The sequence below is a fragment of the Paenibacillus sp. 01T443 genome (assembly GCF_056398325.1).
On record NZ_JBFTPE010000011.1, the window covers coordinates 52649 to 76242 of the forward strand.

The following is a 23594-nucleotide window of genomic DNA, read 5'->3' on the forward strand; positions in this document are numbered from 1 at the left end:
GTACATCCCCTGATCTAACATACAACGTTTATCGTACATGCGCCGCCGTACTTTCGCCAGTCTTGTTTTTGTTAAGTTTTTGTAAAACATAATGATGTACCGTAGCGAGCGGCTGCTGAATGAGAATCGATAATACGACGGGCACAGCCGCAAGCGGACTGAAATAACCGAGCGCAAGTACGATGCCGAGCGAAATGTTGCGCATCCCCGTCGCATATGACACCGTCACCTGCTGCTCGTAATTCCGCAGCCCGGCAGTACCGATATAACCAAAAGCATAACAAATGCCGACAAGCACGATTACAACCGGAACGAGCAGCGCCATATCCTGCTTCAGCTTGTCCAGATGCGGCGCGATTGCCGAGGCATTCAACGAGACAACGGCAACAAAACAAAACTTGGAAAGCGGCGACGTGTAGGGTGCCACCGCATTTTGAATACGTCCGCGGCTCATCTGATTAAGTGCGACTCCGATAATTGTAGGAAGTACGATAATGACGAGCAAATCCATAATGATAGGACCTGCCTTTACCTCTACGGCCGAGTCAAAGAACAAATGAATGCCGGCAGGTACAACTAACGGGCTTAGCGCGGAATCCAGCACTACCATCGCCAGCATGAGCGGGACGCTGCCGCCGGACATCCCTACCCAAAGCACGGTCGAGACGCCAATCGGAATAATGGTAAATAGTACGAGTCCCACTACATAGGGAGAATCTGCTCCAAAAGCAAGCGTGCCAAGACCATAGGCAACCAGAGGTGAGAGCACATGGGCGATCAGGAAGGTTAGCGCCATGATCCCCGGGCGCTTCATCACCACTCGCAATTGGCCCAAGCCGCAGCCAATAGCCATAGTGAGCGTGACATACGCAAACAAATAGGGCACGGATTTAATGAAGGGTTGAAGCTGCGAAGCAAATATAAAACCAAGTACTAAGGAGCCTGGGATAATAATAAACATCCACTTCTCGAAATATCGATTAAAGGCTAAACCGAATTCACGCATCATCATTCCCTCATTTACCTCATCTAGTCGTTTCTATACATAAGCTTTATAATAACATAGACAATCCTGCACATGAACGGAATCTCTTGAACTTCGATTAGCTAAGGAGCCGATTTATGAAAAACGGAAAATTCACCAACACGATTATTCGCATGCAATACGTGCCGAGATGGAGTGAGCACGCTCCGCGTTTTGAAGACAATGCTTCTGCTCACAGCTTTAGATGCGCCGCTTTGTCCATTATGATAGGCATTATCGAGGAAAAGGTATTCAACGAGCCGATCGACAAGCTTAAGTTTCTCGGCAGATGCCTCTGGGGCGATCTTAAAAATACGGGTACCGGCTCAATTAAGCATGTCACCAAAAAGGAATCGCTCGTCATGAATCATATTCAGGATTTTGAGATGGAGCTGAGTAAGGAAATTGTTTCCTATCTATCAAAATCGCTGCAAGCACAGGCATTCGATTATATCGTCAATGCACAGGATGATACGCATATCGGCCGTTTAGTCGATGCTATCGATACGTTTGATGCTTACCTCTATTGTCACCGGGAATCGCGCCATGATACAAATCCCTTCTTTCATGCCAAGCATAAGGAGCTTGAGCAAGCATTGCAAGCTACAGAGCTGCGCTCCATTCTATGGCTTCTGGAGGAGTATAATAAGCAAGCCGGCTTATTTGAATTTATCCAGTACATCGTAAGTCTTGATACCGTAAAAAGATGGAACGGCAGCTATAACCTCGTGCCCGACAATGATGCGACGCATTCCTTCCGCGTTGCTTCGCTTGCTTTGTTTAACGGACTGCTCGAAATCGAGCGCTTTGGCAATAAAAGCATCGATCTTTATTCGCTTTTAGCGAAGGCTACGCTCCATGACTTGCCCGAGGCGCTGTCCGGCGATGTCGTTTCGAACTTTAAACACAACAATCCGGAGATCAAGCTAGCTTTCGAACAATACGAGAAAGAAACCGCTCATTTTATGATCAACAAGCTGCCTGAGTTTTTCCACACGGAGATGTTCGAGTTCATTGCGCACAGCAAATCCGATGACTATGTCGGAGAAATGGTCGATATTGCGGACAAGCTGGACGCGCTCATTAAAGCGAGCCTAGAGATGCGCAATAATCCTCATTACGCGGATACCTACTATAATCAGCTTATAAAAGTACAGCATCGCTTTGAGAATCCTTGCGTTATCTTCTTCYTGGCTTATATTTTACATGATTTAACCTATTCCAATCTGATTGGACAGTAGGAGGGAAGCTAAATCATTCGAAGCTATACGGCTGGCTTCGAGTGATCTTTTCTGCTGCAATTTTTCTCCTTATAAGCCACAAGGTGCTGCTTCCGGCTCCCCTCTGATGTAGTTTCTGCAACGTAGGCTGGGAAAAACGCGCTTCTGTTGAGCTACAGTGCAGTTTCTGCAACGTATGATGCGAAAAGCGTGCTTCCGTTGAGCTATAGTGCAGTTTCTGCAATAGAATCGCGTAGGAACCCCCATTTTTCTCGTCCATTCTTTGATTCTATTGCATTTTCTACAGCGTAGCCCCATCATTTGCAACCCATGTAAGGTTTTTGTTGCACAAAGTACAACGTACGACACCAGCATGCMGCCTCGCAAACCTAGCTGCACTCCCGCTCCACGGCCTCCTCAATTCGGCAACAAACCATTACACACTTATTCAGCAAGTAATGAAGCTCATGGACTGATGTGCTACAGTGCAGTTTCTGCAACGTAGGCTGGGAAAGGCGTGCTTCCGTTGAGCTACAATGCAGTTTCTGCAATAGAATCGCGTAGGAACCCCCATTTTTCTCATCCATTCTTTGATTCTATTGCATTTTCTGCAGCGTAGCCCCATCATTTGCAACCCATGTAAGGTTTTTGTTGCACAAAGTACAACGTACGACACCAGCATGCCGCCTCGCAAACCTAGCTGAACAAAAAAGACTGCCGAGTTCTCTCGACAGTCTAAACACGCTGAGCATATGGGGATGGCACAATTAACCGCTGACTGCCGTACTCCAGCCAAATGGGTATGCTGCCGAAATCTCTAAAGGCAGCTTACCCGTCGGCTCAAGGTCGCCAAGCAGGGCTTTCGCAGCTGCAGCAAGCGCTAAAGGCCTGCATTCATACACCGCCAGATAGGCTTTCACGTCCGGGTACAGCAATAAATCCAGCGGATTTCTTACCGATACGGCTATGGTCCGATCCGGCGCAAGCCGCACAGCCTCGCATGCAATATCCCGCTCTAAAGGATGCTTCGAAGCGTCGTAGGTCACAACAACGATTTGTGAGAAGCTCTCCAGATCAGCCAGCGGGTTAACCCCGTTCATCTGACGCTCAACTACATTCGCGCCGAGCTCCGTAAGGAATCTGCCTAACGAGCCGTCACCCGATAGCATCTCATCAGCTACCGATACCGGTACGATATCCGGCCATAGCACAAGCGTGCTTTCACTGCGGCTGATCGGCAGCAAACTGACCTCATTTTTAACCAACGTTACAGAGGCTTCGCTCCAACGTCTCGCCGCCGCTTTATTCGCCTCAGTACCAATTGTCGCTTCAACCTCGGACCACGGCAGCAGCGGCTCATCCAGCTCAAGCTTCTCCTTGAGCATCATGATCCGATCAAGCGCCTCGTTAATGCGTGCCTCGGCAAGCTCACCTTTCTCAACTGCGGCCTCTACTGCTTCTAACGCAGCCCATTGCTTCTCAAACGTGTGGCTGATCAGCACCATGTCGGCTCCTGCCCGAATCGCCTTGATCGCGCCTTGCTCCGGACCATAGCTTTTATCGATAGCATCCATCTCCAAGCAATCAGTTACGACAACTCCGTCATAACCCAGCTCCTTGCGCAGCAAACCGGTTATCACTTCCTCCGACAAGGTGGACGGCACTCCGGAAGGATCCAGCGCCGGCAAGCAAACATGTGCGGTCATGATACAATCCGTTCCTGCTTCGATTGCCGCTCGGAACGGTTTTAGCTCAATTGCATCCAAGCGTTCGCGTCCGTGAGGCAGGATAGGGAGCGCATGATGAGAATCGACCGCCGTATCGCCGTGTCCCGGAAAATGCTTAACTGTCGCAGCTACTCTAGCGGACTGATAACCTGCAACGGCAGCAGCGCCAAGCTCAGCAACCACATCCGATCGGTCGCTGTATGAGCGGACATTTATTACTGGATTGTCGGGATTGTTGTTCACGTCGATACAGGGCGCATAATTCATCGTTATGCCCAATTGCCTGAGCTCTTCACCGCAAATACGCGCCGTCTCACGAGCTCCCTCTGCAAGGCCCGCCGCTCCAAGCGCCATATTGCCAGGCATAAGCGTTACGCCTTTCACCAATCTCGCGACCATGCCGCCCTCCTGGTCAATGGCAACGAATAAAGGCGGGCTTCCCGCATGCTTTGCAAGGCTTTGAAGCTCTCCGCTCAGCTTATGCACCTGCTTCGCATCCTTCACATTGCGGGAGAAATAGATTGTTCCGCCAATACCGTTCGCTGCAATAAGCTTCTTCATTTGCTCGGTCGGCTCATAGCCATGAAATCCAAACACAAATAATTGACCAATCTTTTTCTTCAGGCTCCAGCTTTGCCACTCACGCTCTTTCGTCAATTCCTTCCCCATCCCTTCCGCATTCCAACCCTTAATACATAGGTTCAATCAAATCCTCGCCAGCTTGCGCGCCTTCTTGGCGCCTGTTCCGGTAGTCCGTCGGATTCTCCCCTGTATATTTCATAAATACCTTTGTAAAATAACGCCGCTCCGCATAACCGACTTCCTTCGCAATTAGAGCCACGCTCTTTGCCGTTTCCGCAAGCATCGCCTTTGCGCGTTCCATCCGCTGCCGCGTTACATATTCAATAAACGTTTCGCCAAACGTTTGTTTAAACAAAAGGCTAAAATAGGAGGTGCTCAAACCCACATGGGTAGCCGTCTCCTCTACGCTGAGGTCACGATACAGATTGCGGTCCAGAAAGGCCTTCGCCTCCGTCATCGAACGCTCCGATTGTTTTTTCTTATCCATCGATTTATCCGATACGGTATTCGTTACCTCGCGGATGACCGACAACAAATCCTTGATCCCGAAACGGCGATCCAATCGGCGCCACAGCATATCCTCCTGCTCGCGCGAGAAAACGCCCATCTCCTTCATTTCCCGCATCAGATGCAGCACGAAGAAATGCAGAAGCGGCTTGACACGGTTAAGCGATGGCTCATTCATACGCTGCAAAAGCACCGTAATGCCTTGAAGTTCGATATCTACGCCAATCGAGTCACCGCGCTTAACCGCACCGATAATTTTCTCGGCGGTATCCCAAAACGCCTGATCCGCTTGCGATGATTTCTGCTGTTCAGACGGATATACCGCAATAATGTCATGAACAGGCGTTAGCTGCATGCCCTGCTGAACAAGCTTATAAGCCTGGGACAAATCAGCAACCGCTGCAAACTCCCGAAATATCCCTGCAAACAAGGATAGCTTGACATGGCTCTTTATGGCTGTCAGCAGCATTTCTGCCCATTCCTTAATCTTCGCAAAATCATAGGCTGCTGTTTTTTCTGTTTCGATCAGCACGCACCATTCCCCGTCACGGATCTGAATGACCGCATGATGCAGCCCATTTTGCTGCAGCCTCTCTCGCAGCACGTTGCAGACGGCAAAATTCCACAGCTTCCGCTCTTTATCCGACCAATCCCGCCAGTCCTTCGTTTTCTCGGAGCTTACATCGAGATCAAGCACGATTAAGACGAACTGCTGCTGCTTCAGCTGCTGTTCGTCTCCGGTCAGCAGGAAGTGGTCTGCCGTAACGTCGGTATAATCCATTATGATGTCATATAAAATTTTCTCGCTCGCCAAATCGATCATGCGGCCCAGCTTCTGCTTCTCTTCCTGCAGCTGTTTCTGCTTGCTCCGCTGACTGGACATGATTCTCGCAATGACGCCGGTCAGCTCATCATACGGAATCGGTTTCAATACGTAATCATTGACGCCGAATTGAATAGCCGTTCGCGTATAAGCAAAATCCTGATAGCCTGACAGCATAATGATATCGCATGGCATCGCCTTATCACGGATATGACGCACCAATTCCAAGCCGTCCATCACCGGCATCCGAATATCGCATAGTAATAAATCAAAGGCTTGCTGTTCCATAAGCTCCAGCGCTTCCACCCCGTTTTTGGCCGTGCCGCCAACGGTAAGCCCAAGCATTTCCCAGGGAATAACTTTTTCTAAGTTTCTCGTTATATGTGCCTCATCGTCAACTAAGAGCACTCTACCCGTCATGGCTGATCACCTCTGCTCTTCGGAATTACACAACGAATAACGGTACCGCTGCCCTCTTGACTACAAATCCATAAACCAAAAGCCGGACCGTAGTGAATACGTAAGCGATCTGCAACATTTCGCAGTCCAAGTCCCCTTCTTTCTCCAATCTCCGCCGCATTTGTCAGCTTACTGGAAGGGTCAGAGCCCGCAGCCAGCTTATTTAGCACACTCGCGCTCATGCCTAGTCCGTTATCACGAACCATAATAACGATTTGATACGGCTCCGTTATGACCTCTATTTCTATTTTCCCTTGCCCGTCTTCATAGCCGTCAAACCCGTGTTGAATGCTGTTTTCTACGAGCGGTTGAAGCGTAAGCTTCAATATCGTATAATCCAAAGCCTCTGCCGGAACATTCAGCTCATATGAGAATAGCTCCTCAAAACGATACTTTTGAATTTCCAAATAGCTTCGCACATGTTCAATTTCTTGATTAATTCTTATTTCTTCGGTATGGTGCATGCTTGTGCGGAGCAGAATGCTTAACCTGCGTACCATAAGCATGATTTTTGCGCCTTCGTTTTGTGCGGCAAGCGCATTAATCGACTCCAGCGTATTAAATAGAAAATGAGGCTTGATTTGAGCCTGCATCAGCATCATTTCCGCATGCTGCTTGCGGGCCTGCTCTCTTCTCACCTCGCTCAGGAGGTTGCCGATCCTCTCGACCATGCTGTTGAAGCTGTTGGCGAGTAATACCGTTTCATCCTTGCCTTGGGCGGTGACGCGAATATCGAGCAGCCCCTGCTCGACCAATCTCATTTTGCGAACAACCTTAATGATCGATTTGGCTACCCGATTGACAAAAAAGACGTTAAACAGCACCGCAGACAACAAACCAAGCACGGTAATCATGCCGATCCATTGCACAAACCTTACATTTTCATTCGTGAGTGAGTTCCATGGCTTTACCGATACGAGAATCCATTCGTTCCGGTCCAATTGATAGGAGGAGACTAAGCTGTCTACCCCCTCAAACTCCACTCTGGAGCTGTTATAATTATTCGTTTGCTGCGGCAGCGAGTCCGTCTGTTCATTAATGTTGTGTCCGTCAAACTGGCTTTTGCTGTCCAGCATGATGAGACCCGTTTTATTCACGATCAAATATCTGGTTTCAGCAGCATCCGCCTGCGGGTTTTGGAAAGCCTTGAGCATGGCAGAAATCTCTTCCGTTTTGTACTGCGTAATCATGACGCCAAGATCGTTGAACGTCTCGATATCCTTAACCACTCGCATTTGTGTGAATAGCGGCGGCTCAACGCCCGTAAGCTCCCGCTGCTCATAAGGACCGATCCAGAGCGGCCGTCCCCCAAGCTCCAGCACTTCCTTATAGGTGGAATGAGCCTTCAGCATGTCGAACGAAATCGGCTTGAACGTCGTCGGATCATTGCGGTACGATCGAAACATCGTGCCATCCTTCGCGTACAGCACAACGAAGCTTACCGCGGGATGCTGAAACAATATCCGCTTCATTTCTTTTTCAGCCTGGTTGATCGCAATCAGAGTACTGGCATCGTTTGATGTATAAGTGCTGTATTTAAGCGTATCCTGGACCTCTGAGCTCGTCAGGTTGCCGTCAGAAAGCTGATCCAGCTCACGGAAGAAATAACGGATGTTCCCGCCTACCGCCCTGAGGGAAATTTCCGTTTGCTCGCTATATTTTTTCTCGAGCAGCGTCTCTGAATTAATAAAGGAGAATATGCCGAGGCCGATCATCGGGATGACGATCAGGAATATAAAAGCAAGCATCAATTTCGGTCTCAGGTTCATCTAGCAGGCTCCTTCTTTCTTTACCCCTTTACGCTTCCAGCCGTCATGCCTTCAATAATTTGGCGCTGCAAGAAAACATACACGGCAAGAACCGGAATAATGCTTATAATTACAGCAGCCGAAAGCGATGCAAAGTTCGTGCGGTAACCGTCATTAAAGGTTGCCATACCCGTTGGGAGCGTTTTGAGAGATTCAGACGTTATAAAAAGCTGGGATAAAATATATTCGTTCCAATTAGAAATAAAATTCAAAATAAACACAGTAACAAGCGCCGGCAAAGAGATCGGAATAATGACCTTGAAAAACAGTCCCGCAGCGCCAAGCCCGTCCACGATGCCCGCTTCCTCCAGCTCATTCGGTATCGAGAGCATAAAGGCATAAATAATAAAGACGGTTATAGGCAGCGCATATGTGCAGTATACCAAAATTAATGACCAATGCGTATTGTACAATGGTTCTCCGAATACTTTAATGCCTTGCACTAAGCGATACAAAGGAATAAACAGCGCTCCCGGAGGGACGATTAAGCCGAGAAGTATAAATTGATAGATTGCTTTATTCGTTTTCTTGTATTTCATCCGGGCAATCGCAAACGAGGTCATGGCGGCGAACAGCAGCGTAAGAACACATGCACCAATCGTTACAATTCCGCTATTCAGAGCGTATTTTCCGATATTCGCGGTTTGCCAAGCAGCAACATAGTTATCGAAATTGAAGCTTTTTGGCAGAGCCCATGTATTCATTGTAATTTCGCGATTCGTTTTGAATGATGACATGAACAGCCACAGCAAAGGGAAAAGCAATACGATGACATAACCAAATAAAAAGGTATGCATCCACCATTGAGAATTACGGGAACGTTCCATCAGTATTGCACCTCCTCGCTTTTCGTGATGCGTTGCAAAATACCGGTCAGCACTAAAATAATAATGAACATCGCGACCCCGATCGCGCTGCCGTAACCAAGCTCCAGCGAACGGAAGCCTACCTTAAGCATATAAGTGGACATAACCTCCGTGGATTGAAACGGACCGCCGTTTGTCATAATCTGCACGATATCAAGCACCTTCATCGTTCCCGAAACCGTGAGAAGCAGCATCACGAACAGGATCGGCCTAACGAGCGGCAAAGTAATGGACCATGTCTCCTGCCAGCCATTTACGCCGTCCAGCTTTGAGGCTTCGACAATCTCTTTCGGAATGTTTAGTATCGCTGCCAAACAAAGGACAATGAAGAAGCCGATATTTTGCCAGGCGTTTGCAATCAGAATCGAAAGCATGGCAAGCTTTGGATCTGACAACCACTCACGTGCCCAGTCTTCTGGCGCAACGAGGCGGATAAACTGGTTGATCAAGCCCGAATCATAGTTGTACAGCACCCCGAACAAAATCGCTACCGTTGCTGTCGATATAACAACCGGCACGAATACGGCCGATTTGTAAAAGTCACGCATCCGTCTAACTTTGCTGATAATAATCGAAATCAGGAAGACGAGAGGAATGTTCACGATTAAGGAAAACGCCATAAAGTAAAAATTATTTACAAGTGCTTTTCTAAAAACCTCATCCTGCCAAAGTCTCGTAAAGTTATCGAAACCGATAAACACCTTCTCGGTAATGCCGTCCCAACGAAAGAAGCCGTAGAAAAAGGAAACGATGACGGGGTATACGAAAAATAAAGCGTATAAAGCAAGCGTCGGAATAATGAACGCCACGTAAGTAATCGGATTTTTGAGTGCTCTGTTCATAATGTCCTCCTTTTATCCTGGCGTGAAAAAAGGGTGTCCTCCTGGAAGGAAGGACACCCTCTCGCCCATCAGGATCGATTGTAATGTCTCGCAATTACTTCGCTGCGTTAGCTTTATCTTGCGACGCTTGAATTTTTTCCGCTACTTTTTCAGGTGTGCTTACTTTACCGATAAGCTCTTGGATACCAACGTTTACATCAGCGCCAACTGCTGGTTGAACGATTGCATCATACGCTTTCCAAGAGGAAGATGCATTCGCCATTACCGTCAAAATTTCAGTAGTAAGCGGGTCTACGCCGGAAAGGTCGCTAAGCTTCATGGAAGGTAGCAATTTGTCTTCAACCAACGTACGTTTTTGAACCTCTTCCGTGAAGAAGTTAGCGATAAATTTCTTAGCTGCTGCTACTTGATCTTCATTTAGGTTTGCAGAGAAACCAAAGCCGTTCGAGTACGAAGCATTGATTGAAGTTTGGTCGCCTGCTCCGCCATCGATGGACGGGAATGCGAAGTATCCGATTTGACCTTTCAGATCGCCAGCTTCGTCGCCGGAAAAGCGGTTAGCATCCCAAGTTCCTGTAAATACCATTGCTGCTTTACCCGATAGCAATTGTGCACCTTGGTCAGCATAAGCAAGACCTAGAGCGCCTTTTGTGAAATAATCTTTGTTAACAAGCTCTGCATAAGAAGCAAAACCTTTTACGAAGTTTTCATCTGTCCATTTCGCTTCGCCGGATACGACTTTGCTGAATGCATCGATACCTACGTTGCGTTCCATAACCGTATTCCACAACATGCCGTTAACCCAGCCGTCTTTGGCTGCCAAACCGAACGGCGTGTAGCCCGCTGCTTTGATTTTTTCAGATACGTCAAGCAGCTGCGCCCATGTCGTAGGAATTTCCAAGCCCAGCTCGGAGAAAATTTTCTTATTGTAGAAAATCGCTTCGCTATAGCCGCCGAAAGGAAGCCCGTATACTTTGCCGTCTATTGTGAACTCATCCAAGCTTGCGAACTTGTCTTTAAGGCCAAGCTCGTCAATAATGGGAGTCAAGTCCAGCATGCGGTTTGCTTTTACATAAAGATTGAGATCCGCACCGCCGAATACTTCAAAAATATCAGGAGGATTGCCGGCTGCCATTTCAGCTTTCAGCTTTTGATCGCGGTTAACGATTTCATCAATGCCTTCAAGCTTGAAGGTTAGGCCTTTGTTTTCTTCCTGGGTTTTTGCAACGACATCTTCAAGAATTTTCAAACGAGTTTTACTCGTTTCTTTAATTTGAGTATGGCGGAGAGACAAGGTTACATCCTTAGCTTCTGCAGGCGGTTCAGTTGCTTCGGCAGGAGTATTAGTGCTGTTGTTTGTGCCTGTGTTTTTGTTCGTTTCCGCGTTGCCGTTAGAGCCGCATGCGGATACAACGAGCATAATAGATACTAACATTGTGGCAAGAAGTGTAGATCTCTTTTTCATTGGGAAGACCTCCTCGTTTATGGTGTTGCTTGTTTGCCTCGCACCTTTATTATAGTCGGCCCTGCTCCTAAGTAAGGAGGTCCAAAAAACGACGAGTTAGGGATACAATTCTCTTTTTTTTGAAAAGAGGGATAAAATTAAATAGCCCGCCGGGTTATTATTCCCGACAGGCTATGTTCATTTACATTGCGTATTAATAACGCAAATCCTTTGTTATTCCCCTGATGACCTCGTAAAACCGCTGCCACTCTGGATTCGCTCCTTCATCCTTGCGGTTTTCACCCAGGCTTTCCTCTACAGCAGGTGAAGTTTGCTCTGCATGAAGCATTTTTTTGCTTTCAAGCTGCAATTTTTCCTGCTTCGCTCGCAAGCTGCCATCTGACATTTATACCCCTCATCCCTTCAACCAGCCTTTTCGCAATGCAAAAAGCTCCCTCAGATCCTCGGTAGACATTTCCGTAATCCATTGATCCGACTGGCCGACTACTTGATCATTGAGCGACTGCTTCCGCTCGATCATCTCGTCAATCTTCTCCTCGAGCGTGCCAAGCGTGATGAACTTGTGCACATGTACCTTCTTCGTCTGCCCGATTCGAAATGCCCGGTCAGTCGCTTGGTTTTCCACTGCCGGATTCCACCAGCGGTCGAAATGAAACACATGGTTCGCTGCCGTCAGGTTAAGACCGGTTCCGCCCGCTTTAAGCGAAAGCACAAACGCGCAGCAAGGCTCTTCGACATTCTGGAACTGTTCAATCATTTGATCCCGCTTCGCCTTCGGTACGCCTCCGTGCAAATAAGGCACAGGCAGGCCTAGCTTCTCCTCAAGCAATTGCTTCAGCTGATGTCCCATATCAATATACTGAGTAAAGATGAGACAGCGTTCGCCTTCTGCAGCTATTTCCTCGCACATTTCTAGCAAGCGGGCTACTTTATTGGAACGTTCGACTTCCCATAATGCCGTTTTATCTTCATTTCCAAGCAGAGACGGATGGTCGCATAATTGCTTTAGCTTCGTTAACGCGGCAAGAATAAGTCCCCTGCGCTGCATCGGACCCAGCTTATCGAGACTTTCAAGAAGGTCAGCAACAAAATTCTCATACATCACGCCTTGCTCTGCAGTTAAAGTCATATAGGTTTTCGTCTCATTCTTATCCGGAAGCGAAAGCTGGATGGAAGGATCCTTCTTGATTCGGCGGAGCATAAACGGCTTCACCCAGCGCTGTAACCCTGCAATCATTTTCTCATCGCGGGTTTTCTCGATCGGCGTAACAACTTCCTTCCGGAATTCGTTAATGTTGCCTAAGTACCCTGGGTTTATAAAATCATAGATCGACCACAGCTCCGTCAGCCTATTCTCCATCGGCGTTCCTGTCAGCGCAATGCGATGCTCCGCAGGCAGGCGCCTTATCGCGGTCGATTGCTTCGTATACACGTTTTTGATGTTTTGCGCTTCGTCAAGGCACAGTGCATCCCAATCGACTAAGCATAAATCCTCTTCGTCCAGCTGGGCGAGTGAATAGGACGTAATCACCAAATCGGCGCCTGCGACCGAATCACGGAATTGCTCTCCCTTTTCCCGCTTATTCCCGTAATGCAGCATAACGCGCAGCGACGGCGCAAACCGTTCAAGCTCCTTCTCCCAGTTTCCGATGACCGACGTTGGGCAAATGAGCAATGAAGGGCCGCTTTGCTGCAGCTTATGCTCCTTGATATAAACGAGGTACGCCATAAATTGAATGGTTTTGCCTAGTCCCATATCATCAGCAAGCACCCCGCCAAGCCCGAATTTCCTTAGAAACAAAAGCCATGATACGCCTTCCTGCTGATAAGGGCGAAGCTCGCCCAAAAACGTAGACGGAATTTCGGCAGACGGAATTTGCGAAATTTGCTGCAGCTGCGTAAGCCATGACGTTAAATGCTCATTCAGCTCGACCTCTGCTTCTAGTTCCGAGTCCAGCTCACCGCTGTCATCCAGCGGAATGCCTCCTCTTAGATGCATCTCCAGCACGTCGCGGAAAGATAGTCCTTTTCGCTTGCCCATCCGCTTCAGCCATTGCTTGATTTGCGTGACATCCTGCGGGTCCAAGTGAACCCATTCTCCGCCAATATGGAAGAGGCGCCGGTTCTGCTCGGCAAGTTGAAGAAATTCGGCCTCCGATAAATTGACATCCCCGAGCGCAAGCTTCCAATCGAATTGAACGATTTGGTCCAGCCCAAACATCGGCTGCGCCGCCGAGCCTACGGACGACTTCATTTTCGCCTTCAATCGAAGCTTGCGCGTACGAACCGCTTCCCACCAGCTAGGCAGCAGCACAGGACAACCGGCCTCCAGGAGTCGAACGCTGGCATGCTCCAAAAAATTCCACGCTTCGTTATCCGTCAGCTTATCGCGAAGCCTGACTTCTTCCGAAGCTTCCTTTAGCTCCGGCAGCGCCGTTGTCCATTTCAGATGTTCTTTAGCAAGCTTCCCGTCTAGCAGCGGCAGCCACTCTTCCGGAATCGACCGTTCATCCTCCGTATCTGCCTCCCAGCTTTCCTCCCGCATATCTGGGCGGATCGGAAGCCATGGTCCTCCATCACGATCCTGCAGCGCAGGACGAAGCCGCCAAACCGATGACTCTGCAGGCTCAACAAGCTGAAGCGCGATCCGGAATGGAAGAACGTCCTTCCGAAGTCCGATGGCGATGAACCAGTCTTCCTCGTCTGCTGACTTTCTTCTGAGCACAGCCTCACCGGACGCGGAACCAATATCTCTCCACGCCCCTGCAGCCTGGTCGTTTTCCGTTATCATTTGTTCAATGGCACCGCTAATCCAATATTCGATACCCTTATCGCCGTTACGATGCGCTGCTGCTACACTACTTTCCCATTGGAGTCCAAAAGCCATCTCCTGCTCAGGGATTGCCATTCGCCAGCAGCGCTGGTCATCGCTCCAGCGCTCCCAATCAGGCTCAAACCAGCCGGAAAGGAGCGCCGTTCTTACTTGCTCAGCCAGCTGCATAATAACGGATAACCGATCCGTCCACTCTAATTGAAGCAATCGCACGGGCTGCGGGGAGGATAAATAATCGATGGCTAGCATCGGCGGGATCCTCAGCAGCTTTCGTTCGCCAACGCTAATTTCTTCGACATCCGCTCCGTACCAGGATGCTTTATGCCAGGCGAACAATAAGGGACGCAGCTTTCCGTCCGCGGCATCCTTCCGATCGACTGCGCTTAATAAAACGGAGGTTCCGCCTTCGTCTTCGTTCCAAAATCCGTCTATCGTCAACTTGCGCGCGCCAATGTATGTTCTCATGTAACAATTTTCCCTTTCCACAGCTCTTCCTGAAACGCTCTGAGGCGCTGATGCTTACGCACGAGTCCGTCTATATATTGATCCCATCTACTCGGATCCTTGTCTGCTTTATATAACCGCTCCAACTTTTTCAGCTGCTTTACAGCCACCCGGTAGCCTTGACGGTTTCGTGTCTGAATCGATGCTTCGACCGACTGGTGATACATAGGCATTAATGCGCGTGGCGCAAGCTTAGCAATTTCCCGCAGCGCATGGGCGCCGACATCCTCCGGACGAGCACCTACGAGCATTTGCAAATCTGCCCACTCGTCATAACGCTTCTGATCGAGCCAATGATCAGATAATTCTGAATAGGAATGAGGCAGCAACTGCGTCATGTAATCGGTCCAAGTCGGTATTTCTGGACGATCAAGATCCGCTCTGCGGCATAATGTCACAAACGGTCCGACCGATCGGCCATTCTTCACCTTATTCACCCGTTCAAACAAGAAGCTCATCCATAGCTCCACAAGCTCCCATTTCCCTTCTTCCATTCGCTGTGCCGCGCAAGGATACATTACCTTTTGCGCGCGCTCAAAGGTCGCCAAGGAAAAATGCTCGATTGCCTGTATATCCTGCTTATCCAAGAAATACATTATGCCGATTGCGGTGTGCAAAAAAGCCTGATTGACGCTTTCCGCTTCTTCGCTGTTCGCCTGCCGGACCATTGCAGCCAGCTCGCCTTCAAACCAACCCCGGTTTTCCGCAAGCTTCTCGCAAAATGCCAAGTACATGTACTCCCAATCGAAGAGCTGTCGCTCCGTGCTCGAAGCCCATAGCTTTACTCGCGCTATTAATGCATCCGCCCAAGCTTCTTCCCGTGGCTCCATCGCTGCGGGAGTTAATTCGGACACGAGCGTATATAAATGCTCAACCCATGGCTCAGCCATTCGGATGAACGACATTTCGTGATAATATCTGCTAAACGAATCTACCGTATTAATAGCACGCTCCGCTTGCTCAAGAACAAAGATAATAGCCGTTGACCAATGCAAACGCTGCATAGGCTTCTCCCAATCCTTGGACAATCCCTTTAGCGAGGACAATAACGGCTGGAGCGCATGGAGAGAATGCCGGCATTTCCGCCATACTTCGCCATGCGTCGCTTCCATCCACTCCATCCACTCTGCCGCTGATCCGGATTCACTAGGATCGCGGGGGGGAGCCGGTAATTCGGCTGCTTGCGGCGTTTCCGGCTCAAGCGGCTTATTCTTAAGCAGCGTGCTGGCAGACGACAGTCCCAACAAGCGAAAATAAGAACGTTCCGCCAGTGTATGTCCGCCCTCCTGCTGGCTGCAATATTGAAAATAAACCGCGGCCATATGCTTGCAAAATCCTGTATAGGAACAGGTACACGAGCTGTACCGCAAATTACCGGCATCAAGGATAACGGCGTATAGATCCGATCCTTGGACAACGCCATAAAGATGATCCTGACTGCCTTCATTAGCACTGTTTACTTTGCCTTCCATGTAGTATTGCCAGCCCCGCTTCATGATCGTCGTCTCGACATGGACGTTAAGCTGTTGTTCAATCAGCGCGTGCAGCTTTTCATTGAGGTGCATAACAGACATTCACCCGCTTCCTTTCCGTTCACTTGCATTCTTACTATTATACCAAGCGGATAAGGCTGGTGCCATCATTTGGAGGTAAAAGCTCGATATCCATTGAAATGCCATTTAGCGCGCGCAAAAAAACGCCTTACCGAATGAATAACATCATCCGGTAAGGCGCAAAAGCTTTTATAATGGCATTTTAACGATAAAGGTCAATTTACCTGCAGGCTCCGCGGTGACATACACATCGCCTTTGTACTGTTTGGCAATCGATTTCACGATCGAGAGCCCTAAACCTTGATGATCCTGCTGCTTGGTCGAATAGCCGGACTCAAATATCGGCATCGCTACGGCTTCCTCCGCATTTTCACAAGTATTCGTAACTGTAAATTCCAATAAATCGCTAGTCTGCTTACCCACCAGCGTCACATGGCGCCGATCCTCGGCATATTTCATAACCTCATCAAAGGCATTATCGATCAGGTTGCCGAGCATACGATTAACATCCAGTGTCTTAATGCCCATCTCTTGCATGTTGAGCCCTGTAAAGGAACAGCTGAATTGAATCTTATGGATCTCTGCCTGCGAAATCTTCGAGCGGACCAATGCTGCTATTGCCGGATTACCGATATTAATAATATCGTTCATCAACCGGATATCGCCGGTCAGCTCTTTCGTATAAGCAACAAGCTCCTGCGATTTATTCAGCTCCGCCAAGGAGTGAATGGTCTGCACATGATTCAAGAAGTCATGCCTTTGCGCTCTAATCGACTGGAACATTTGATTAATTTCGTCCACATAGGTTTCTTGCGTTACGCGCACGACCTTGTCGCGCGACTGTCTGTAATAGCGCATAGCCACGACCGCAACGAGCAAGCTGAAACCCGTGACGATTAAAATAATGATTCCTAAATTCAGAAACTGCGAATCCAGCTTTTCTTGAATGACATGATAGTCGGAGGTTAGCATCAGCACATAGCTTTTCATCGGCTGACCGTCCCGATCCGTGATATTGATGCCTTTTTCATTGACGAAGATCGGGATATACATTTTGTAAATTTCTTGACCGTTAATATTTTCGCGGAGTGTGACGGTTTTTTTGGAAAAATAGGCTTCACGCACCAGCTCCGTATCCTTCGCCGACTTTATCGTGTAGGAGCCGTAAAAGATAGGCTCTTGCACTTTATGTCCTTGAACATGGCCCTCGGTATTGATCGTCTCTTTCCCGTCTGGGAAAGTTTCCGGATTAATGAAGGCAATCTCTTTCAGTGAATCGCTGCTTTGCACGGAATTTTCGATCATGCGGTGAACACCCGTCGCAATCTCGTATTGCTCCTGGCGCTCGTAATTCACATAAGGGTCAATCATATAATTTGTCGCGCCGTCATAGTAATAGCCCCATTTGTTAATTTGGTCTACATTCGTAGACGATACCTCGAACGGTCCGCTCCAGAAGTTAGGCAGCGACTGGCCAAGCCAATCCACTGATGCATTTTTGTTGTCGAACAACTGATTGAACACCTCGTACCAAGGCTTCCATGTCTTCGTGCTCTTGTTCACCTGATTAGGGTTCGATGATTTGTACAGCACAATGTCGTCGGGCAGTTTCTTGAGAAGGGTTATGTGGCTGAGTCCCAGCTTATCCCGCAGCTCTATTAATTGCTCGGTCGTTACATTCTCGACATCGGGATCTAGTGCATATTGTATAGCAATGGAGGCGGCTCGCAGCTCCCGTCCGATTTGATTTTGGAACTGCTCAGATCCTTCGCGAGATTGCTCTAATGAAATCTGCAGCCGATTGGCGGCATTCAGCAGCTCTTCATCAAAGGAATCTTCTAGTGTTTTTTTCGTGAGGAAGTAATAGGCCGTGTTATTMAATAAAACCAAAACGACGATAACACCGATAGCCGCCATCCAAATGTTGCGTTGCATCTCATGCATCTTGCCCTTCTGTCTATTATAGCTTTCATTATGGAACATCCGGATCTAAACGACAATACAGAAAACACTAACAAAAGATTACAAATCAGTGTAATCAGAGCAAGTGAAGCTCTTCATCTAACCCATCAGTTTCTTAAAAAATAACCGCACCGCCCACTTGCGCTCCTGCCGTTTCTTATAGCGCGGAAGCATACGGAAAATACGCAGCCCTTCTTCGGCCCACCGCCGCGCTTCTTGTGCGTTGCCAAGCTTCTTATAGATTGCCGCTTGTTGATCGTATGCTTCACAGGACGAAGAGTTTATCTCTTGGAAGGCCTGCAAATACGCCAGCGCTTGATCTGCCTGGCCCTTTGCGAAATGAGCCGCAAGGCGTAAATAAGGAGCACCATATTTCACGCGCGGATTAAGCTCTAACGCACGAAGAGTGCTTGCTACGCCTTTTTCCTCATCTCCGCTGTTCAAATGACTGATCCCCAAATCATCCCAATATTCAGCAGAATCCTCAAGCATTTGCTGCATAGGTACAAGCCAGCGAAGAGCTTCGCTGTATTTTTTCCGTTCGATTAACAGACGGGCCAGTTCATGCTTGGACGATACATCATTCGGCGAAAGATTTATATGCTGTCTCAGTTTTCTTATTCTCGACATTCTTTTAAACGGTTTGAATACACTCGGCGTTAACCCCACAAAACGCCGATCCAGTACATAAAGCAGGATAAGCATAATAAGAATTGCAATAAAAGGATTTCCGATCAACCAAAACAAAAATACGAAAAGACTAAATTTTAACATCTTATCCTCCTGGAATATTAGTGCACAACGATACTATTCGTAAATAGATATGCGATTTATTGTACAAATATGGTTCTATTATACCATAATTCTAACGATTTTTTATCAAAACTAGCAATTCGTTACTATATCTATTATATGAATAACAAAAATCATACTGAGGCAAACTACGCGCTGGAAATAAAAATTTACATAAAATTTGGAGGCTTCAGCATCATGTCATCAAATGAAACGGATAATCAGACACTCACTGATCGACAAGGTCACCCCATCTCGGACAATCAAAACATCCGGACAATCGGCAACCGCGGTCCTTCGACCCTGGAGAATTATCATTTTATCGAGAAAATCTCTCATTTTGATCGTGAACGTGTTCCTGAGCGCGTTGTTCACGGCCGCGGCGCGGGAGCCCACGGCTACTTTGAAGCCTACGGCAAGCTGGGTGATGAACCGATCGCGAAATATACAAGAGCCAAGCTCTTTCAGGAGCCTGGTAAGCAAACACCCGTTTTCGTGCGCTTCTCGAGCGTTATCCATGGCGGGCATTCGCCGGAGACGCTGCGCGATCCGCGCGGCTTTGCTACAAAGTTTTACACGGAGGACGGCAATTGGGATTTGGTAGGCAATAATTTAAAAATCTTTTTTATCCGCGATGCTATGAAATTCCCTGATATGGTGCATGCGTTCAAGCCTGACCCCGTTACGAATGTACAGAGCATGGAGCGCTTCTTTGATTTCGTCTCCCAAACGCCTGAGGCTACTCATATGATTACGTTTCTGTTCTCTCCCTGGGGAATTCCCGCAAATTACAGACAAATGCAAGGTTCCGGCGTCAATACATATAAATGGGTCAATGCCGAAGGAAAAGGGATACTCGTCAAATACCATTGGGAGCCGCTGCAAGGCATAAAAAACCTGAAGCAGCAGGAAGCGGAGCAAATTCAAGGAAAAAACTTCAATCACGCTACCCAGGATCTATATGAAGCGATTGAACGCGGAGACTATCCGGCATGGGAGCTTCAGGTGCAGTGGATGAGCGATGATCGGCATGATGAGCTCGATTTCGACCCGCTGGACGATACAAAGCTGTGGGACACCGAACTGTTTCCGATGCTTCCGGTGGGAAAAATGATTTTGAACAAAAATCCAGAAAACTACTTCGCAGAGGTGGAGCAAGCGGCGTTTGGCACCGGCGTGTTAGTCGATGGACTTGATTTCTCCGACGATAAAATGCTGCAAGGACGCACCTTCTCCTACTCGGACACGCAGCGTCACCGCGTGGGTACGAACTATCTTCAACTGCCGATCAATGCGCCAAAAAAGAAAGTTGCCACCAATCAACGCGACGGTCAAATGGCTTTTTATATTGATATTGCGCCTGGTCAAAATCCCCATATCAATTATGAACCTTCCACAATGGGCGGGTTGAAGGAAGCCGAACGTTCGGGCGAGCCGCATGAACCCTCCTACTCAGCCAAGCTGATTAAGGAACCGATAGATCGCCAGAACAACTTTAAGCAGGCTGGTGAAACCTATCGGAAGTTTGAGCAATGGGAGCGTGATGAGCTCATCGAAAATTTAGTCGGGGCACTTAGCACCTGCAGCACTGTCATCCGCGACCAAATGATTCGGCATTTCACGGAAGCTGACCGTGATTACGGCAAGCGTGTAGCAGATGGTTTGGTCCTTGCTGATCAGCGGACGAAGGATCCTGACCATGTAGGCACGAATCCTGCTAACGAAGGCATGGAGCTTGCTAGCGAGCTTGGCCAGTCTACCGACGGATATTAAAAATCGGGAGTGTGTAATTTTTCAAGTGAATATCCCCTTGACGAAAGCGCTTTAAATTAATATGATGTTAATATTCATTTGGATGATTTAATTGGTCATTTAAATGATTCCAACGATCACTCATATTACAGGCGTGTTACTCATTGTTTGAGGYATGAGCCAAGAAAAGATTACCTTCTAATTTACATTAGAACGGCGGTCTCTTCTTGGCTCTTTTTTTTGCCAAATGGGTATCTTAGTGACAAAGGAGGGATTTCAAGTATGGCTCGCGCATTTCGGGTAGAACGCGCCATCGGCAACAATGTTTTATTGACGGTCGATTTGCAAACCGAGAGAGAATACGTCATTTTGGGCAAAGGTCTAGGGTTCTCGTTCAAAGCGGGTCAAACCATCGAAAGTACGGACACCCGAATCGAGAAACGTTTCCGGTTAGACGATACCGAGCAGATGAAGCAATACCATTCATACCTAGAAGAAATTGATCCTGCCATCATTGAAATGACAGAACGGATTGCCGATTATATCAAGCAAAAAACAGGTGCCGAAGTTACTCCGAAGTTTTATTTTGCATTGCCGAGCCACATCCAATTCGCTGTTTACCGGCTCCGTAACGGCATGGATATTGTAAATCCCTTACTAAATGAGACGAAAAAGAACTTTCCTATGGAGTATGGGATTGCCGCGCGTTTGGCTGAATGGATCAAGGGGCATTTCGAGGTTGAGATCCCGGAGGATGAAATCGGATTTTTATCTTTCCATGTGTACTCCGGCATTCACAATGTGCCAGTAGGGCAACTTATTAAACAAGCAGACTAACAACAGTAGGAGGACATCATGATGCTATCCAAACTTTTCGGAAAATCAAAACAAAAAACGATCGAAATTACAGCTCCCTTGTCAGGAAAGGTCGTTCCTTTAAGCGCTGTTCCGGACGAGGCTTTTGCTGGCAAGCATATGGGTGACGGACTTGCAATCGAACCGGTTGAAGGCAAAGTTACGGCTCCGTTTGACGGAACGGTAGCCCATCTCATCCATACTAATCACGCCATTATTATTGAGCATGCTTCAGGTTTGCAGCTGCTCATTCATATCGGCATTAATACGGTAGCGATGAACGGTGACGGCTTTACCGCTCATGTCGGCTCAGGTGACAGCTTTAAAGCAGGCGATACACTCATTTCGTTCGACATCGCCAAAATTACTGCCGCCGGCTATCCGACAATAACGCCAATTGTTGTAGCAAATGAGGATGATGTGAAGCAGCTTGAGCATATCATCACGAGCGGAGACGTAACCGCAGGAAATGAAATCATACTTAAAGCTGAGATGAACGGCTAAGGCCGCATCCATTACTTTTGATAAGAAGAGAGGACGATTAATTATGCTGGCCTTCCTGCAAAAAATAGGTAAAGCATTAATGCTTCCGGTTGCCGCGCTTCCCGCCGCTTCCATCCTGCTTCGTTTTGGGAATATCGATTATGTGAAGGACTTCCATATGGGAAGCGCAGGCGAGTTTATTAACCAGTACATCGCGCCATTTCTTGCTGCTGGCGGATCTGCTATTTTCGATCATTTGCCGCTTATCTTTGCGGTCGGCGTTGCCATTGGCCTTGCAGGCGATGCGGTCGCTGCACTTGCTGCCGTCATTGCATACCAAGTGCTCGTTACGGTTCAATTGAAAGTGCCTCTAGTCTTCACCGGGATCGTCGGCAAGGACGTCGTCCTTAACATGGGTGTGCTAGGCGGTATTATCGCGGGTCTTATCTCCGCTTACTTATATAAACGGTTCCATAAAATAAAACTGCCGGATTGGCTAGGGTTCTTCAGCGGCAAACGGTTTGTACCGATAATTACCTCTTTGATTATGGTGATTGTCGCTCTTTTGCTGGGCCTTGTTTGGGGACCCGTACAGGCTGCTTTGGATACATTCGGACGCTGGGTCGTCGGCTTTGGCGGCATCGGTTCCTTCGTTTTCCTCACGGCAAACCGATTGCTTATCCCTACCGGCTTGCATCATGTTATCAATTCCATCGCTTGGTTCCAGATCGGCGATTATACGGATGCAGCCGGTAAGGTCGTCCATGGCGATTTGACACGTTTCTTCGCCGGCGACAAAACGGCAGGCATGTTCATGACCGGATTTTTCCCGATAATGATGTTCGCTTTGCCAGCTGGGGCACTTGCGATTATCCATACGGCCCGTAAGGAAAAGAGAAAGTTGGTTGCCTCTATCTTTATCGGAACTGCTTTTGCTTCATTCCTGACCGGTATTACCGAGCCGCTTGAATTTGCTTTTATGTTCGCGGCGCCGTTTTTGTTTGTCATTCACGCATTGCTAACCGGCCTATCCGGTTTGATCCTTTACCAAATGGACGTTAAGCACGGATTCGGATTCTCAGCAGGCTTTATTGATTATGCAGTCAACTATCAGCTCGCTACAAATCCGCTGCTTATCATACCCGTGGGGCTTGCGTTTGCAGTCGTGTACTATTTCTTGTTCCGCTTTATGATCTTAAAATTCAACATCAAGACACCTGGCCGCGAGGACGATGTTGTCGATGATGAAAGCTCTGATACCGTTAAATCGGATGGAAAAACCGGAAGCAAAGCAGAAAACGTCCTGCAGGCACTCGGCGGTTCATCTAATATCGTAGGTTTGGACGCTTGTATCACACGGCTTCGTTTAGTCGTCAAGGATGAAGCGATCGTCAACGACACTAAGCTTAAGGGTATGGGCGCTGCCGGTATTATCCGTTTAGGCAAAGGCGCCGTTCAGGTAATCTTCGGAACACAGTCCGAGCAGCTAAAAGACGAAATCAAAAAAATACTGTAAACAAACAGAAAATAGGAGTGG

At 48.1% G+C, this 23594-nt stretch carries 17 protein-coding genes; 5 read left to right on the forward strand and 12 right to left on the reverse strand.

Annotation, left to right across the window (positions count from 1 at the left end):
* Positions 1–28 precede the first annotated feature (28 nt).
* Positions 29–1012: a bile acid:sodium symporter family protein gene (locus AC1DLI_RS21395; RefSeq protein WP_477606214.1), complete on the reverse strand. Its 984-nt coding sequence runs from the start codon at positions 1010–1012 to the stop codon at positions 29–31.
* Between the two features lie 110 nt (positions 1013–1122).
* On the opposite strand from AC1DLI_RS21395, the gene AC1DLI_RS21400 reads away from it, so the two are divergent.
* On the forward strand, positions 1123–2265 hold the full coding sequence (locus AC1DLI_RS21400) for a YfbR-like 5'-deoxynucleotidase (RefSeq protein ID WP_477606216.1): 1143 nt from the start codon (positions 1123–1125) through the stop codon (positions 2263–2265).
* Between the two features lie 746 nt (positions 2266–3011).
* Here AC1DLI_RS21400 and AC1DLI_RS21405 read toward each other — a convergent pair.
* The 11 genes from AC1DLI_RS21405 to AC1DLI_RS21455 all read right to left on the reverse strand — a co-directional run bounded on the left by AC1DLI_RS21405 (position 3012) and on the right by AC1DLI_RS21455 (position 18949).
* Positions 3012–4676, reverse strand: a complete 1665-nt coding sequence (locus AC1DLI_RS21405) for a glycoside hydrolase family 3 protein (protein ID WP_477606218.1) — start codon at positions 4674–4676, stop codon at positions 3012–3014.
* A complete protein-coding gene (locus AC1DLI_RS21410; protein ID WP_477606220.1) occupies positions 4660–6303 on the reverse strand; it encodes a response regulator transcription factor in 1644 nt (547 codons plus the stop codon). The genes AC1DLI_RS21405 and AC1DLI_RS21410 overlap by 17 nt, the downstream gene beginning before the upstream one ends.
* Positions 6300–8111, reverse strand: coding sequence for a cache domain-containing sensor histidine kinase (locus AC1DLI_RS21415; RefSeq protein WP_477606222.1), 1812 nt, complete (start codon positions 8109–8111; stop codon positions 6300–6302). Before AC1DLI_RS21415 ends, AC1DLI_RS21410 begins: the two co-directional genes overlap by 4 nt.
* A gap of 20 nt (positions 8112–8131) precedes the next feature.
* Positions 8132–8977, reverse strand: coding sequence for a carbohydrate ABC transporter permease (locus AC1DLI_RS21420; protein WP_477606224.1), 846 nt, complete (start codon positions 8975–8977; stop codon positions 8132–8134).
* A complete protein-coding gene (locus tag AC1DLI_RS21425; protein WP_308996950.1) occupies positions 8977–9858 on the reverse strand; it encodes a carbohydrate ABC transporter permease in 882 nt (293 codons plus the stop codon). Before AC1DLI_RS21425 ends, AC1DLI_RS21420 begins: the two co-directional genes overlap by 1 nt.
* A gap of 94 nt (positions 9859–9952) precedes the next feature.
* Complete coding sequence (locus tag AC1DLI_RS21430) at positions 9953–11323, reverse strand: extracellular solute-binding protein (RefSeq protein WP_477606227.1); 1371 nt, start codon at positions 11321–11323, stop codon at positions 9953–9955.
* A 193-nt stretch (positions 11324–11516) separates the two neighbouring features.
* Positions 11517–11708 carry a hypothetical protein gene (locus AC1DLI_RS21435; protein WP_477606229.1) on the reverse strand — a complete coding sequence of 64 codons (192 nt, stop codon included), beginning with the start codon at positions 11706–11708 and terminating at the stop codon, positions 11517–11519.
* Positions 11709–11717: 9 nt separating this feature from the next.
* Entirely contained in the window at positions 11718–14621 is a 2904-nt protein-coding gene (locus AC1DLI_RS21440; protein WP_477606231.1) for a DEAD/DEAH box helicase, read from the reverse strand.
* Positions 14618–16234 (reverse strand): SWIM zinc finger family protein, encoded by a 1617-nt coding sequence (locus AC1DLI_RS21445; RefSeq protein ID WP_477606233.1) that lies wholly within the window; start codon positions 16232–16234, stop codon positions 14618–14620. Before AC1DLI_RS21445 ends, AC1DLI_RS21440 begins: the two co-directional genes overlap by 4 nt.
* A 168-nt stretch (positions 16235–16402) precedes the next feature.
* On the reverse strand, positions 16403–18157 hold the full coding sequence (locus AC1DLI_RS21450; RefSeq protein WP_477606235.1) for a sensor histidine kinase: 1755 nt from the start codon (positions 18155–18157) through the stop codon (positions 16403–16405).
* Between the two features lie 117 nt (positions 18158–18274).
* Positions 18275–18949 (reverse strand): tetratricopeptide repeat protein, encoded by a 675-nt coding sequence (locus AC1DLI_RS21455; RefSeq protein ID WP_477606237.1) that lies wholly within the window; start codon positions 18947–18949, stop codon positions 18275–18277.
* Positions 18950–19165: 216 nt separating this feature from the next.
* Between AC1DLI_RS21455 and AC1DLI_RS21460 the strand changes: the two genes are divergently transcribed.
* The 4 genes from AC1DLI_RS21460 to nagE all read left to right on the forward strand — a co-directional run bounded on the left by AC1DLI_RS21460 (position 19166) and on the right by nagE (position 23573).
* Positions 19166–20740, forward strand: coding sequence for a catalase (locus AC1DLI_RS21460; protein WP_477606239.1), 1575 nt, complete (start codon positions 19166–19168; stop codon positions 20738–20740).
* Between the two features lie 261 nt (positions 20741–21001).
* A complete protein-coding gene (locus AC1DLI_RS21465; protein ID WP_477606241.1) occupies positions 21002–21556 on the forward strand; it encodes a PRD domain-containing protein in 555 nt (184 codons plus the stop codon).
* 21 nt (positions 21557–21577) lie between these two features.
* Positions 21578–22078 carry a PTS sugar transporter subunit IIA gene (locus AC1DLI_RS21470; protein ID WP_477606572.1) on the forward strand — a complete coding sequence of 167 codons (501 nt, stop codon included), beginning with the start codon at positions 21578–21580 and terminating at the stop codon, positions 22076–22078.
* Between the two features lie 43 nt (positions 22079–22121).
* Positions 22122–23573: an N-acetylglucosamine-specific PTS transporter subunit IIBC gene (gene nagE / locus AC1DLI_RS21475; protein ID WP_477606243.1), complete on the forward strand. Its 1452-nt coding sequence runs from the start codon at positions 22122–22124 to the stop codon at positions 23571–23573.
* Positions 23574–23594: the final 21 nt, after the last annotated feature.